13 protein-coding genes are annotated in these 14501 nt (G+C 60.5%); 7 read left to right on the forward strand and 6 right to left on the reverse strand.

All coding sequences use genetic code 11. The annotated features are described in order from the left end of the window. Positions 1-10 precede the first annotated feature (10 nt). On the reverse strand, positions 11-1159 hold the full coding sequence (locus Q0K06_RS06065) for a VanZ family protein (RefSeq protein WP_294549930.1): 1149 nt from the start codon (positions 1157-1159) through the stop codon (positions 11-13). Between the two features lie 166 nt (positions 1160-1325). Between Q0K06_RS06065 and Q0K06_RS06070 the strand changes: the two genes are divergently transcribed. The 4 genes from Q0K06_RS06070 to Q0K06_RS06085 all read left to right on the forward strand — a co-directional run bounded on the left by Q0K06_RS06070 (position 1326) and on the right by Q0K06_RS06085 (position 6009). Then, positions 1326-1574, forward strand: coding sequence for a hypothetical protein (locus Q0K06_RS06070; protein WP_294549931.1), 249 nt, complete (start codon positions 1326-1328; stop codon positions 1572-1574). 1 nt (position 1575) lies between these two features. Further along, entirely contained in the window at positions 1576-2724 is a 1149-nt protein-coding gene (alr, locus tag Q0K06_RS06075; protein WP_294549932.1) for an alanine racemase, read from the forward strand. A 176-nt stretch (positions 2725-2900) separates the two neighbouring features. Continuing rightward, positions 2901-4184: a helix-turn-helix transcriptional regulator gene (locus Q0K06_RS06080; protein ID WP_294549933.1), complete on the forward strand. Its 1284-nt coding sequence runs from the start codon at positions 2901-2903 to the stop codon at positions 4182-4184. A gap of 442 nt (positions 4185-4626) precedes the next feature. Beyond that, the gene (locus Q0K06_RS06085; protein WP_294549934.1) at positions 4627-6009 is read left to right on the forward strand and encodes a TrpB-like pyridoxal phosphate-dependent enzyme; all 1383 of its coding nucleotides are present in this window, start codon (positions 4627-4629) and stop codon (positions 6007-6009) included. Between the two features lie 53 nt (positions 6010-6062). Here Q0K06_RS06085 and Q0K06_RS06090 read toward each other — a convergent pair whose 3' ends face one another. The 5 genes from Q0K06_RS06090 to glnA all read right to left on the reverse strand — a co-directional run bounded on the left by Q0K06_RS06090 (position 6063) and on the right by glnA (position 11336). Next, the gene (locus tag Q0K06_RS06090) at positions 6063-6677 is read right to left on the reverse strand and encodes an NUDIX hydrolase (protein ID WP_294549937.1); all 615 of its coding nucleotides are present in this window, start codon (positions 6675-6677) and stop codon (positions 6063-6065) included. Between the two features lie 298 nt (positions 6678-6975). Next, positions 6976-8193 (reverse strand): LL-diaminopimelate aminotransferase, encoded by a 1218-nt coding sequence (locus Q0K06_RS06095; RefSeq protein ID WP_294549940.1) that lies wholly within the window; start codon positions 8191-8193, stop codon positions 6976-6978. Between the two features lie 132 nt (positions 8194-8325). Then, the gene (gene dapF / locus Q0K06_RS06100) at positions 8326-9123 is read right to left on the reverse strand and encodes a diaminopimelate epimerase (protein ID WP_294549944.1); all 798 of its coding nucleotides are present in this window, start codon (positions 9121-9123) and stop codon (positions 8326-8328) included. Positions 9124-9207: 84 nt separating this feature from the next. Beyond that, positions 9208-9750: an ANTAR domain-containing protein gene (locus Q0K06_RS06105; RefSeq protein ID WP_294549947.1), complete on the reverse strand. Its 543-nt coding sequence runs from the start codon at positions 9748-9750 to the stop codon at positions 9208-9210. A gap of 248 nt (positions 9751-9998) precedes the next feature. After that, entirely contained in the window at positions 9999-11336 is a 1338-nt protein-coding gene (gene glnA, locus Q0K06_RS06110) for a type I glutamate--ammonia ligase (RefSeq protein ID WP_294549949.1), read from the reverse strand. Positions 11337-11800: 464 nt separating this feature from the next. Here glnA and Q0K06_RS06115 point away from each other — a divergent pair, with 464 nt between their 5' ends. From Q0K06_RS06115 to feoB, 3 genes are all read left to right on the forward strand, one after another. Beyond that, positions 11801-12013, forward strand: a complete 213-nt coding sequence (locus Q0K06_RS06115; RefSeq protein WP_294535224.1) for a FeoA family protein — start codon at positions 11801-11803, stop codon at positions 12011-12013. A gap of 13 nt (positions 12014-12026) precedes the next feature. Then, entirely contained in the window at positions 12027-12248 is a 222-nt protein-coding gene (locus Q0K06_RS06120; protein WP_294520151.1) for a FeoA family protein, read from the forward strand. Positions 12249-12333: 85 nt separating this feature from the next. After that, positions 12334-14501: ferrous iron transport protein B (gene feoB, locus Q0K06_RS06125; RefSeq protein WP_294549953.1), on the forward strand; the 2168-nt coding region annotated here is incomplete at its 3' end.

The following is a 14501-nucleotide window of genomic DNA, read 5'->3' on the forward strand; positions in this document are numbered from 1 at the left end:
CCGCCGTTTTTTATGTTCCTGAGGACTGTTCCTTCTCCGGCACTGTGCTTACAAGCCGGGTCCCGGACCAGCGCTCATAAAACGCCGGTTCGCCCCCCATCATCTGGGCCAGAGTCAGGAACAAAAACACCACATACCCTACCACGGCAGCGCCGCCCATGACCAGCCCCGCCAGCTCCGGCATCAGCCCCCAGCCCTCCAGCCGGTCCAGCAGCCACCGGAGCGCTGGGAGGCTCCAGCGAACCGCGGCCAGCAGGAACCCATAGCGGAGGAGGTACTGATACCACCTGGGCGGCTGTCCTCCCGCTGTGACCAGTCTCATTCTGGTCAGGCGGTGCCCCACTGTGCTGCCGCCCAGCAGCAGGGGGCAGAGGGCAAAATAGGCCAGGCAGAGCAGCTCCGCCGCCGGTTCGGGCAGATGGACCTGCCAGCGGAATGCTGTGGACACCAGATTTGCCAGCACCACGGCCACCGCCAGGACAACGCCGTCATACAGCAGCGCCACCAGCCGCCGCGGAAAGGAGACCCGCCGCCCACGGTCAAAGCTGGCCCGGTCTATCTTCTCCCGGGTGGGCAGGATTTTGGCCGCCGCTCCGGCAATCAGGTATCCAATCATGCTGCCGCAGGTGTTGACCATCAGGTCGTCCACATCAAAGATGCGGTAGCTGCCCGGATAGATGAAGTAGAGCCCGGTGAGCTGGGTAAGCTCAAAAAACAGGGACAGCAGCGCGGAGAGTACCAGCGTCTTTTTCCAGCCGCAGCGGAAGTAGTAGCGCAGATACATGCCAAAGGGCATGGTCATCAGGAGATTGAACGCCGTGGTCAGGAAGGCCCCGCAGGTGAAGAGGGAAACCCAGGTCTCCGGACGGTTCCAGACAACGTGGGAGGTGCGGAGGATATCTCCCACAAAAGCAAAGGGGATCAGCTGGGCCTTATGTCCATGGAGTGTGGCCGCCGTCTCGCTGCTGGGCAGGGGCAGGATCACCAGACAATATACGCACAGGAGATACAGCACAAAGGAGTACACCACCAGGATGCGCATGCTGAGCACGGAGCCGTACTTATGGTAGTTGAACGCGATGTAGGGGACAGTGAACAGCACCGCCAGAATGGGGAACAGAATGGCCGCCTGCCGGAGCGCTTCCAGATAGCTGCTCATGAAACGTACCTTCTCTCTTCTTTTCTTTGCCTCTCAGCTTAGCAGAAAAAATTCAAGGAATCCTTAAGAAAGACATTATTTTTTCAAGATTTTGCGGCGGCTTGTCTCCAAGGGCGCCATCCAGTCCTACCAATTGCCCAGCAACCAGAAGGAGATCTATTACCGTTTGACACCCTATGGCCGGGAGATTTTTAAACAGCACCGCCTGCGCCACCAAGACTGGGAAGATCGCGACCGGATGTTCTTCCAGAGCCTGAACAGTGATATGCTGGATATGGCGCTGCAGTTTATGAATATCTACAATGGATATCTGGAGATGAAGGTGGCGGAGCTGTCTGAGCAAAACAGCAGTGTTCCAATCGCTCCGGACGAGCAAGCGCCCTTGGAAGAATCCACGGACAGCGGAGCGGGCTGATATGCACAAGTCCGGGATGAGTCCGCGCCCGCAGAGCCGCTGCTGGCTGGAAATTGACCTGAATGCCTTGCGCTGGAATTGGGCGCATATCCGTTCCTGCTGCGCCAAGGACTGCGAGCCTATGGCGGTAGTAAAATGCAACGGGTACGGCCTTGGCGCTGTTCGGATCGCCCAGGAGCTGGAAAAGACGGGTTGTTCCATTTTTGCTGTCGCCGATTTGGGGGAGGCGCTAGAGCTGCGTCAGGCGGGCATCCGTTCGCCGCTCTTTCTTCTGAGTCCAATCGGGCCGTCTGACGCGGCCATTGCCGCGGAAGAGAACGTGATTGTCCCGGTTGCCGACGCCACCCATGGGCGCGCGCTGTCAGCGGCGGCCTCCGTCCGCGGCCTTCGCCTGCGGACGCATATCAAGCTCGACGTGGGCCTTACCAGGCTGGGGATACCAATCCCCGGCAGAGAGGCAGAGGCTGCAGACGAGGTCCGCAGTATTCTCTCCCTTCCCGGACTCTCCAACGAGGGTATTTTTACCCATATCTCCGGCATGATGGAGCCGGAGATGGACTATCTGAATATCCGCCAGGCCGAGCTTTTCAGAGGATTCGTCGCGCGTTTGGGCGAAGCGGGGAGGCACCTGAAAAAGCACTGTGCCAGCAGCCTTCTCTTTCTCCTTCATCCCGAGTACCACATGGACTATGTCAGGCTCACATCTGTCCTGCTGGGTATACAAAAAGGCGGCGAATCTCTTTCACTGCGGGGCGTTGCCGCAATGAAAGCACGGCTACTTCAGGTCAAGCACGTTCCCAAGGGCACGAACATCGGATACTGGATGAGCTACGTCGCGCCCCGCGATATGAAGATAGGCATTGCAGGCGTTGGTTACGGAGACGGTCTGGTCCGCTCTCTCATGTCAGGCGCGGAAATGAGCGTATGTGGAAAGCGTGTTCCGGTGGTAGGAAAACTCTCTATGACCTTTGCCGCAATTGATATTACATCCGTACCCGAGGCAAAGGTTGGGGATGTTGTAACAGTTTTTGGCTCTGGGAATGACTGCCCCACCGTTTGGGACTATGCTGATTTGTATGGAGGACACCCCTGCGAAGTACTTACCATGCTAAAGGATCGCATTCCTAAGAAATATATCCAACAAGAATAAGCGTTCTTACTGCTCGGTCTCCAGTCGAAAACTACTCAGAGTTTTGACCCTTTTAACCCCGCAAACCATTGGAAATACAGGAATTCTACCGTTGGTTTACCTCCTCCCACCACAAAGCGGTTGCCAAATTTCCTCCGCTCCGCTATGCTGGAGACAGAAAGAAGGAGGTGCCACATATGGACAGCATTCAAACCGGCAGCTTCATCGCCACCCTCCGCCGGGAAAAAGGCATGACCCAGAAGGAGCTGGCCTCCCTGCTGGGCGTCAGCGACAAGGCCGTCAGCAAGTGGGAACGTGGCGAGAGTTACCCCGAGGTCACCCTGTTTCCCGCCCTAGGCGCCATTCTGGGCGTCACCGCCGACGAGCTGATGGCGGGCGAGCGGAAGCCCCAGCCCCCCGCAGGCTCCCCTGAACCCGTCCGTGCCCCGGAGCAATCCCTCTATCCCCTCCTGATGGACAACGTCCGGGAGAAGGCCGCCCGCAGCGCCCTGCTGGCCTGGCTGCTGGCCGTGCTGGCCTTTGTGGTCAAATACGCCTTCTCCGGCAACAGCCTCAGCGAGGGCGTCCTCTTCCCCTGGCTGGCTCCCGGGGCCGCTGCCCTGCTGGGCATCGCAGGGGCGGTGCTCCTGTTTCTGGCCTCCGGGCAGTTCTCCGCCTCCCGGCGGCAGTACCGCGCCATGTCCGGCCTCACCGACAGCCGCACCCTCTCCCCCTATGTTCTGCTCTTCGCCCTCACCGCGCTGTTCCTGCTGTCCAGCCTGACCCTGGACGCCATGGTTGGCAGCAGTGTGCTCAACGCCAAGGGTGAAAACCTGTTTGTCCTCAAATCCAGCACCATCAACCTCTCCATTGTGGCCGCCTGCGTGCTGGCTGCCGCCAACCTGGCCATCCGCCGGTGGGGCGACCGGCGGCCCGACCGGCCGGACCGGCTGGAAATGGCCGTCACCCTGCTCACCGCCGCTGCGACCGTGGCCGCCGCCCTCCTGCTGATCCGTTTCCTGTGGGACGCGGTGGAGCAGGGGCTGTACCAGCGGCCTCCCCTGCCCGACCTGGGGGAGGACAGCAGCCTGCTCCTCGGCTATGACTACCTCAACTACCTGGTGTCTGGCCTCCAGTACGGCCTGCCCGGCGTGGCCCCCGCGCTCTTCGGCGGCATCGGGGTCTGCGCCCTGCTCAACCTGTTCTGGATGGTCCGCCGCCGGGACCTGCGCAGCGTGGTGTGCGGTCTGGCCAATCTGGCCATCCCCGGCCTGGTGCTGGGCTGCTTTGACTTCTGGTTTAGGCTAGCTCCCTTTTATGGAACACTTCAGGTAAACGGTCCGCCTGACGCCACCAACGCCGCCAACTTTTTCTTTGTGGTGGTGATCGGCCTGTTCGATCTGCTCCTGGCCGCCGCCCTCACCCTCCGTCACCTGGCCGGCGCGGCGGTGCCGGTCCAGCACGCAAACATAGACACCTAATCGCTCCCATTTGGGCGGGCGGAAAATATTTCCGCCCGCCCTGAAATTTATGCTTGACATTTGTCTGATTTTATGCTTATAATTTAGCAAGTCAAATTGATAAACCGATGACGAAGAGGAGTAGCCCGGAGGGAAAGCCTCCCAGAGAGCTGCGGATGGTGGGATCGCGGCAGGTGGACGCCGGGTGAATGGACTTCCGAGGGCACAGCGAACAGGCCGCGGCCTCAGTAGCGCGACGGGGACTCCGCCCGTTATCAGGGGAGCCTGCGTTTTTGGACGTGGGAAAGTGAGCGGGCATACGGCGCGCCGTATGTCAATCCGGGTGGTACCGCAGAGGTCTTCGGCCTTTGTCCCAGAGAACAGAAGTTCTGGGACGAGGGTCTTTTTTGTTGCCTTCTTCCAGAACAGCCCCAGCGAAAAACACTGAGAAGGAGCGATTACCATGACAAAGATTCCTCACCGCCTGTATCTCACCGAAGACCAGATGCCCCGCCAGTGGTATAATCTTCGGGCCGACATGAAGGAACAGCCCGATCCCCTTCTGAACCCGGGCACCCTGGAGCCTCTCAGAACCGAGGAGCTATACCCTATCTTCTGCGAGGCCCTGGCCAGGCAGGAGATGGACGGCCAGACCCGCTTTTTTGACATCCCGGAACCGGTCCGGGAGGTCTACAAGATGTACCGCCCCTCTCCCCTCATCCGTGCCTACAACCTGGAGAAGGCCCTGGGCACCCCGGCCAAAATCTACTACAAGTTTGAGGGCAACAATACCTCCGGCTCTCACAAGCTCAACTCCGCCGTGGCCCAGGCCTACTACGCCAAGGAACAGGGCATCACCCGACTCACCACCGAGACCGGCGCCGGCCAGTGGGGGACCGCGCTGGCCGAGGCGTGCAGTTACTTCGGCATTGATCTGGACGTATTCATGGTCAAGTGCTCCTACGAGCAGAAGCCCTTCCGCAAAGCGGTGATGGGGGTCTTTGACGCCAGGGTAACTCCCTCCCCCTCTATGACCACCGAGGCGGGCCGGAAAATTCTGTCCGAGAACCCGGACACCACCGGCAGCCTGGGCTGCGCCATCTCCGAGGCGGTGGAGTCCGCCGTCTCCACGCCCAACTCCCGGTATGTGCTGGGCAGCGTGCTCAACCAGGTGCTTCTCCATCAGTCCATTATCGGCCTGGAGAGCGCCCTGGCCATGGAGCAGCTGGGCGAGTACCCCGACGTGGTGGTGGGCTGCGCCGGCGGCGGCTCCAATCTGGGCGGTCTCATCGCCCCCTTCATGCGGGATAAGCTGACCGGCATAAGAAACCCCCGCATTGTGGCCGTGGAGCCCGCCTCCTGCCCCTCCTTTACCCGCGGCAAATACGCCTATGATTTCTGTGACACCGGAAAGGTCACTCCAATGGCCCGGATGTACACCCTGGGCAGCGGCTTCATCCCCTCCGCCAACCACGCCGGCGGCCTGCGCTACCATGGCATGAGCCCCATTCTGTCCAAGCTCTACCACGACGGATATATGGAGGCGGTAAGCTACAAACAGACCGAAGTCTTTGAGGCCGCCGTCCGCTTCGCCAAGCTGGAGACCATTCTCCCTGCCCCCGAGTCGGCTCACGCCATCAAGGGTGCCATGGATGTGGCCTTGCAGTGCAAAGAGACCGGCGAGGAAAAGACCATTCTCTTCGGTCTGACCGGAACGGGCTACTTTGACATGACCGCCTACGAGTCCTACCTCAACGGCTCCATGAATGACCACGTGCCCACAGACGAGGAGCTCCAGAAAGGTTTCGACTCCCTGCCCGACATCCCCCAGAACAAGAACATCTGAGCACAGAAAATCCCCTGGGCCGCGCTGCGGCCCAGGGGATTTTCTGCATCATATCAGTCAAATTCCGTCTGCCAGTACTCGTCCGCGGCAGCCCGGTAGCACAGGGCAATCTGCTCCGCCGTGGTCTTGTCCTCACACAGAGGCGGCAGGCTGTCCTGGTCAAACCAGCCGCTGGCCACAGTCTCCAGATTGTCCCGGAACTCGCCGCCTACCAGCTGGCAGAGCACAAACACCTTGCAGATACCGTTGAGGAAGGCAGGGGTATTGTGCCGGTTCCGGTCCTGGAGCGCGATGATCCGCTCCGCCATGACGGTCAGCCCGGCTTCCTCCCGGACCTCCTTCTCCGTGTTGTCCCGAATGCTCTGGTCCACATCCACCCATCCGCCGGGCAGGGACCACAGGCCGTTGTTCTCCTGCACCAGGAGGATCTTCTCCCCCTGGAATACCGCCGCCCGAGTCTCCAGCTTTGGGGTCTGGTAGCCTGTCTCACAGCAGAACAGCTCTGTTACTTTGCTCAGCGGAATATCGGCCTGATAGCTCACTATCTCGGCGGCAATATCGCGAATACGCTGAAACCGCTCCAAATCGTAGGGGTCCTTGGAATAAGCCAGGCCAGCCTGAGCCAGGAACTGCAGTTCACGGGCCCAGTCGATCCAGGGTTCGCGCATAAAAATCCCCCATTCCGCCGCAATGCGCGGCATTCATAGAATTCTCCCCAAGACACAGGACGTCCTTTTGCTGCCATCGCCGGCTGTCCCAAAGGAGCAGGGGGCCAGCTCTGTGTTTCCACGTTTTTTGCTGTTTTGTTCCCAAGTTTTTCTTATTTTATGATAATACATTCTTTTAGAAATATCTATGTAAAAAATGTACTATTTTTGGTGTTTTATCTCCAAATGACATCAATACACAAAAAATTGAGACCGGCGAATCCATCGCCGGCCTCATTGTAACTTTTCTTTGTCCTGTTCAGAGCACTTTGCAGATGCGCTCCACAGCCTCCTTGGTGGCGTCCGCGCCGCCAAAGGCAGTGAGGCGGATATAGCCCTCGCCGCTGGGGCCAAAGCCGGCGCCGGGGGTGGTGACCACATTGGCCTGGTGGAGCAGCTTGTCGAAGAACGCCCAGGAGCCCATGCCGTCGGGGGTCTTGGCCCAGACATAGGGGGAGTTCTCGCCGCCGGACACGGTCAGGCCGGCCGCCTTCAGGCCGTCATAGATAACCTTGGCGTTGCGCTTGTAGAAGGCGATATTCTCCATAACCTGGGCGTGGCCCTCAGGGGTGTAGACGGCCGCGGCGCCCCGCTGGACCACATAGGGCACGCCGTTGAACTTGGTGCACTGACGGCGGTTCCACAGGGCGTTCAGGCTGGCGCCGTCCCGCTCCAGAGCCTTGGGCACCACGGTATAGGCGCAGCGGGTGCCGGTGAAGCCGGCGGTCTTGGAGAAGGAGCGGAACTCAATGGCGCAGGTCTTGGCGCCGGGAATCTCAAAGATGCTGTGAGGAATCTCCGGGTCGGAGATAAACGCCTCATAGGCGGAGTCGAAGAGAATCACGCTGCCGTTGGCGTTGGCCCAGTCCACCCAGGCCTGGAGCTGGGCGCGGGTGGCCACAGCACCGGTGGGGTTATTGGGGAAGCAGAGATAGACCAGGTCCGCCTTCTCCGCAGGGATAGCGGGGGAAAAGCCGTTCTCCGCCACACAGGGCATATAGACCAGGCGGCTCCACTTGCCGGTCTCCTCGCTGAAGTCACCGGCGCGGCCGGCCATAGCGTTGGTGTCCACATATACGGGGTACACCGGGTCGCACACCGCAACCACGTTGTCAGTGCCGAAGATATCGCCGATGTTGCCGCAGTCGCTCTTGGCGCCGTCGGACACAAAAATCTCCGAGGGTTCAATCTCCACGCCCCGGGCGCGGTAGTCATGGGCGGCAATGGCCTCCCGGAGGAAGTCGTAGCCCTGCTCAGGGCCGTAGCCGTGGAAGCCCTCAACTGTGGCCATCTCGTCCACAGCGGCGTGCATGGCGGCGGTGACGGCGGGCACCAGAGGACGGGTCACGTCGCCGATGCCCAGGCGGATGAGCTTCTTGTCCGGGTTGGCGTCGGCGTACACCGACACCCGGCGGGCAATCTCGGAAAACAGGTAGCTGCCGGGCAGCTTCAGGTAGTTGCGGTTAATGGTGGTCATATGCATCCTCCGTATCTGCTCCGTCCCGGTTCTCCGGGCCGGACTTTTTCTTCTTGCGGTACTGTTGACGCAGTACACATGCTTGCATTATTGTATCGCTTTTTCCCGCCTGTTACAATGGTTATTTTGCTGTTACAGGGAAATTTCTCCCTCAAAAACCGTCACCGCCGGGCCGGTCATGTAGAGATGGCCGTTCTCTTCCGCCCAGCGGATTTCCAGCTCACCGCCGGGCAGGCGGACGGTGGTGTGGCGGGACACCAGCCCAGCCTGGGCGGCCGCAGTCACAGCGGCGCAGGCGCCGGTGCCGCAGGCCAGGGTCTCGCCGCTCCCCCGCTCCCACACACGCACCTTCAGGCCGCCCCGGTCATCCAGCTGGGCAAATTCGACGTTCACCCGGTCCGGAAAGGCGGGATGCCGCTCCAGAGCCGGGCCAAGCTCAGACAGATTCAGGGCGTCCACCTCGCCGCAGAACACCACCGCGTGGGGATTTCCCACCGACACGGGGACTGCCTGCCAGGTTTTCCCTGCGGCCATCAGCTTCACCGGCGGTGAAAGCTCCGGCCGCCCCATGTCCACCAGTACCGACTGCACCTTCCCTTCCCGGAGAAACAGCTCCAGGTAGCGCACCCCGGAAGCTGTCTCCACTGTCAAAAGGGAGGTTTTTCTGGTCAGTCCCTTGTCGTACACATACTTGCCCAGACAGCGGATGCCGTTGCCGCACATGGCGCCTTCCGAGCCGTCGGCGTTGAAAATCCGCATGCCGAAGTCCGCCCGCTCCGACGGGCAGACGCAGATCAGCCCGTCTGCCCCCACGCCGAAGTGGCGGTCGGACAGCCGGACCGCCAGCTCAGGCAGATTGTCCGGCACGCCGCCGGTACAGTTGAGATACACATAATCATTGCCCAGACCCTGCATTTTCGTAAAGCGCATGGCTCTCTCCCCGCCGCCCCGCCGGATTTCCGGCGGGACGCCCTGCGGGGGCCGCCCCCCGGAGCGGGGCCGTACCCCTTATTCCTATGCGCCGCAGTCCTCGCTGAGAACCCGCCGGGCAGTCTCCAGCAGGCGGGAGCCGCTGTCCATGCTCCGCTTCTGAAGGTAGCGGTGGGCTTCCTCCTCAGTAAAGCCGCGGCTGTCCATCAGAACCGCCTTGGCCTGCTCCACCACCGCTTTCTCCTCCTCGCTGCGGCGGGGCCGGGTGATTCTCTCCAGCCGGTGCCCCACCTGGAGCAGCAGCCGCACTGACGCAATCAGATCTCCCCGGGACACCGGAGAGGCCAGCTTGAAAATGTCGTCACTCTCGCACAGGTCCAGCATGCCCTGGTTGGCCACCATCAGCATGGCGCAGGCCGGTGGCAGGTCCTCAAACAGCTGCTCGGCGGACTCGTCATGGAATTTGTAGCCGCAGACCACGGCGGAAATATGCTGCTTGCTCACCACACGTTTTACCTCAGCGGCGCTGTGGCAGACCACGCAGGAAGCGGTGCCCGAGCTCTCCAGAATCTCCCGGATGCGCCGGCCGCTCTCCTCCTTTGCAAAGGCCACAATTATTTTTTCCATGTTTCACCCCTCTCCTTCTCATGGGGGAGTATGCGCCGGGGGGACGGCGCGTCTCATAACGCCCCGTCCCCCCGATTTTGCCGGCAGTGCCGGAGCTCTGATTTTATTTTACTCCATAATCGATGATGTACTTCTCCCGCTCCCAGGAGGACACACGGGTACGCTGCTCCTCGGGGCAGGCATTTTCTGCGGAAAATGCGGCGCTGTGCGCCCGCGCCGCTCCTTCCGGGAGAACCAGTTCCGTTGGCTCAATAGTTGATGATATACTTCTCCCGCTCCCAGGAGGATACACGGGTACGGTACTCGTCCCACTCTTTTTTCTTTCCCTCAATGTAGTTGTTCGCCACGTGCTCGCCCAGGGTGTCCAGCACCAGCCGGTCGCCTTCCATCAGGCGGATAGCCTCCTCCAGAGAGCCGGGCAGACTGGCGATGCCGTGAGCCTCCCGGGTAGCCGGGTCCATGGCGTAGATATTCTTCGTGATCTCCGCCGGCGGCACCAGGCCCTTCTCAATGCCGTCCAGGCCGGCAGTCAGGCAGACAGCGAAGGCCAGATAGGGATTGCAGGCCGGGTCGGGGGAACGCAGCTCCACCCGGGTGGACTGGCCCCGGGAGGCAGGGATGCGGATGAGGGCGGAGCGGTTGGACGCGGACCAGGCCAGATAGCAGGGAGCCTCATAGCCGGGCACCAGCCGCTTATAGGAGTTGACCAGAGGGTTGGTGATGGCGGCCATGCCGGGCACATGGCGCAGCAGGCCGGCGATAAAGCTGTATGCCTCCCGGGACAGGCCCCGCTCGTCGTTGGGGTCGTAGAACACGTTCTTGCCGTCCCGGAAGAGAGACATATTGGTGTGCATGCCGGAGCCGGCCACGCCGAAGATGGGCTTGGGCATGAAGGTGGCGTGGAGACCGTTCTTCTGGGCAATGGTCTTAACCGCCAGCTTAAAGGTCATGATATTGTCGGCGGCGTGGAGCGCCTCGGCGTACTTGAAGTCAATCTCATGCTGGCCCTGGGCGCACTCGTGATGGCTGGCCTCAATCTCAAAGTTCATCTGCTCCAGAGCCATGCAGATCTCCCGGCGGGTAGACTCGCCGTGGTCCAGAGGACCCAGGTCAAAATAGCCGGCCTCGTCGTTGGTCTTGGTGGTAGGCTTGCCGTCGTCATCGGTCTGGAACAGGAAAAACTCTGCCTCGGGGCCCACATTAAAGGTGTCAAAGCCCATATCACGGGCCTTCTGGATGGCCCGCTTCAGCACGTCCCGGGGGTCGCCCACAAAGGGGGTGCCGTCGGTATTGTACACGTCGCAGATGAGCCGCGCCACCTTGCCGTGGCCCGGCCGCCAGGGAAACACACGGAAGGTCCGCAGGTCGGGATACAGATACTGGTCAGACTCGTCGATACGAACAAAGCCATCGATGGAGGAGCCGTCGAACATGCACTGGTTGTTGACAGCTTTCTCAATCTGCGAGGCCGTAATGGCCACGTTCTTCAGCTGGCCGAAAATGTCCGTAAACTGGAGGCGGATGAACTCAATGTCCTCCTCCTTAACAGCACGAATGATGTCTTCCTTCGTTTGAAGGTGGGTCATGGTGCGCGTCCCCTTTCATCCTCAAAAAATCGTTTTTCTGCGTCCAATCGAAAAAGGCGCTCCGGTCCCCCAAGGGGGGTCGGAACGCCTTCGTTCTCAGCCAATGATATGCGGATCAGCACTTCGGCGCCGATTATCTTTCTGTATTGTCCTCCAGTCAGGCCGGCGCCTGTGGGAGTCTTTCCTCTTTCCCCCAGCGGACAGCAGGACGACTTTGTCCCGCAAGTTTTCTTTTTTATCTTACCACACCCGAAGGAAGTTGACAATCGGCAAATTCATCTGCTTTTTTTATCAGATATCCAAAGTTTCCGTCCTTGTTGACAAGGCTCGGACGCCCCGCGCCGGAAATTTTTCCAGTTTCCTCTTGACAAATTAAGTTAGCTGTTGTAAACTCATGCCGTCAAGGAGGTTAGCATTCGCTAATCTCCGGGATAAGCAGAGAAATTCAGCCGGGAGGTGCGTTTATGATGCCGCTTACAATGGCAAAGGCCGGTGAGACAGTCACCATCCGGAAAATCACCGGAAAGGATGAGGTTCGTCTGCATCTGGCGGAGCTGGGATTTGTGGTGGACGGTACGGTCACGGTGGTCAGTGAAATTGCCGGCAATCTGATTCTTCAGGTCAAGGACAGCCGGATTGCCCTGGATAAGACCATGGCCAACCGAATCATGATTTGAGAGGAGCAGGGATATGAGAACACTCAGAGATGCAAAGGTGGGCGACACTGTCACTGTCGCCAGACTCCACGGCGAGGGAGCCGTCAAGCGCCGCATTATGGACATGGGAATCACAAAGGGCGTGGTCATCCATGTGCGGAAGGTGGCCCCGCTGGGGGACCCCATGGAGCTGAACGTGCGCGGCTATGAGCTGAGCGTGCGCAAGGCGGACGCGGAGATGATCGAAATTCAATGATGTGTGCGTCCTCAGCACCGGCGGCAGATGCCGCCTGTTTTTTGAGGTCATAGTTAGCAAACGCTAATTGGAAGGGAGTAGCAAGATGGAGTACAAAATCGCGCTGGCAGGCAACCCGAACTGCGGCAAAACCACGCTGTTCAATGCCCTGACCGGCTCCAGTCAGTATGTGGGCAACTGGCCCGGTGTCACAGTGGAGAAAAAGGAGGGCAGGCTGAAGGGTCACAAAGATGTGATCATTCAGGACCTGCCCGGCATTTATTCCCTCTCCCCCTACACGCTGGAGGAGGTGGTGGCCCGGGACTATCTGGTAGGTGAGAAGCCAGACGCCATTCTCAACATTGTGGACGGCACCAACATTGAGCGCAATCTATACCTGACCACTCAGCTCATCGAGCTGGGCATCCCGGTGGTGGTTGCGGTGAACATGATTGACCTGGTCCGCAAAAACGGAGATAAGATCGACCTGAACCGGCTGGCCGGCGCCCTGGGCTGCCAGGTGGTGGAGATGAGCGCCCTGAAGGGCGAGGGCGGCATGGCCGCCGCGGAGAAGGCCCTGGAGCTGGCCAAAACCCATAAGACCGGCGAGCTGCCCCATGTGTTCACCGGCAGCGTGGAGCACGCCATCGCCCATATTGAAGAGTCCATCCAGGGCAAGGTGGACGACCGGTATCTCCGCTGGTACGCCATCAAGGTTTTTGAGCGGGACAGCAAAGTTCTGGAGCAGCTGGGCCTGTCCCCCGAGCTGAAAAAGCACCTGGAACTGCATATCGCCGACTGTGAGCACGAACTGGATGACGACGCCGAAAGCATCATCACCAACCAGCGCTACTCCTACATCAGCTCCGTAGTAGACAAAGCAGTGAAAAAGAAGAGGGCGGCACACAGCCTGTCCATCTCCGACAAGATTGACCGGGTGGTCACCAACCGCATCGCCGCCCTGCCCATCTTTGTGGCTGTCATGCTGCTGGTTTACGCCATCTCCATGGGCGGCTGGACCGTCTCAATCGGCACCCACCTCACTGACTGGGCCAACGACGGCCTGTTTGGCGACGGCTGGTTTGTCCCCTTCACCGCCGACACGGACGCCTGGGAGGAGGATTCCGGCGCCTGGGAGGAGGCCAGCGCCATTATCGCGGCCTACGACGCGGGCGAGTCCGAGGCCTATCTCTATGATGACGAAGCCGGCGAGACCACGGCCCTTGCGGTCAATGAGGAGACCTATCAGGCCGCCCTTACCGTGGCCGAACCCGACCCCAGCGACTACGGCACCTGGGTGCCCGGCCTGCCCGTTCTGGTGGAAAAAGGCCTGACCGCCATCGGCTGCAACGAGGTGCTTCAGTCCCTGATTCTGGACGGCATCATCGGCGGCGTAGGCGCGGTGCTGGGCTTTGTGCCCCAGATGCTGGTTCTCTTCCTGCTGCTGTCCATCCTGGAGGATGTGGGCTACATGGCCCGCGTCGCCTTTATCATGGACCGGATTTTCCGCCGCTTCGGCCTGTCCGGCAAGAGCTTTATCCCCATGCTGGTGGCCACCGGCTGCGGCGTGCCCGGCATCATGGCCTCCCGCACCATTGAGCAGGAGCGGGACCGGAGAATGACCATCATGACCACCGGCTTCATCCCCTGCGGCGCCAAGATGCCCATCATCGGCCTGTTCGCCGGGGCTCTGTTCGGCCAATCCCCCCTGGTGGCCGTGTCCGCCTACTTCATCGGCGTGGCAGCGGTGATTGTCTCCGGCATTATCCTGAAAAAGACCAGAATTTTCGCCGGCGACCCCGCCCCCTTTGTCATGGAACTGCCCGCCTATCACGCCCCCGCCGCCGTGAACGTGCTGCGGGCGACCTGGGAGCGGGGCTGGTCCTTCATCAAGCGGGCCGGCACCGTCATCCTCCTCTCCTCCATCATCCTCTGGTTCCTCCAGGGCTTCGGCTTTGTGGACGGCGTGTTCCAGATGGTGGAGGACAACAACGACTCCCTGCTGGCCGCCGTGGGCCATACCGTTGCCTTTATCTTCGCGCCGCTGGGCTTCGGCACCTGGCAGGCCACCGTGGCCACGGTCACCGGCCTCATCGCCAAGGAGGAGGTGGTCTCCACCTTCGGCGTCCTGTTCCCGGGCAACCTTACCCTGGATATGGCCGCTGCCTTCACGCCGATTGCCGCCTACTCCTTTATGATTTTCAACCTGCTGTGCGCCCCCTGCTTCGCCGCCATGGGCGCCATCAAGCGGGAGATGAACAACTGGAAGTGGAC

It is taken from the genome of uncultured Pseudoflavonifractor sp. (genome assembly GCF_944387805.1).
In the GTDB taxonomy this organism is placed as follows: domain Bacteria; phylum Bacillota; class Clostridia; order Oscillospirales; family Oscillospiraceae; genus Pseudoflavonifractor.

Bases quoted from the DNA above. Each gene is read 5' to 3' on its own strand.
- Q0K06_RS06065 (WP_294549930.1), bottom strand. From the start codon at position 1,159: ATGAGCAGCTATCTGGAAGCGCTCCGGCAGGCGGCCATTCTGTTCCCC.
- alr (WP_294549932.1), top strand. From the start codon at position 1,576: ATGCACAAGTCCGGGATGAGTCCGCGCCCGCAGAGCCGCTGCTGGCTG.
- Q0K06_RS06080 (WP_294549933.1), top strand. From the start codon at position 2,901: ATGGACAGCATTCAAACCGGCAGCTTCATCGCCACCCTCCGCCGGGAA.
- Q0K06_RS06085 (WP_294549934.1), top strand. From the start codon at position 4,627: ATGACAAAGATTCCTCACCGCCTGTATCTCACCGAAGACCAGATGCCC.
- Q0K06_RS06090 (WP_294549937.1), bottom strand. From the start codon at position 6,677: ATGCGCGAACCCTGGATCGACTGGGCCCGTGAACTGCAGTTCCTGGCT.
- Q0K06_RS06095 (WP_294549940.1), bottom strand. From the start codon at position 8,193: ATGACCACCATTAACCGCAACTACCTGAAGCTGCCCGGCAGCTACCTG.
- dapF (WP_294549944.1), bottom strand. From the start codon at position 9,123: ATGCGCTTTACGAAAATGCAGGGTCTGGGCAATGATTATGTGTATCTC.
- Q0K06_RS06105 (WP_294549947.1), bottom strand. From the start codon at position 9,750: ATGGAAAAAATAATTGTGGCCTTTGCAAAGGAGGAGAGCGGCCGGCGC.
- glnA (WP_294549949.1), bottom strand. From the start codon at position 11,336: ATGACCCACCTTCAAACGAAGGAAGACATCATTCGTGCTGTTAAGGAG.
- Q0K06_RS06115 (WP_294535224.1), top strand. From the start codon at position 11,801: ATGATGCCGCTTACAATGGCAAAGGCCGGTGAGACAGTCACCATCCGG.
- Q0K06_RS06120 (WP_294520151.1), top strand. From the start codon at position 12,027: ATGAGAACACTCAGAGATGCAAAGGTGGGCGACACTGTCACTGTCGCC.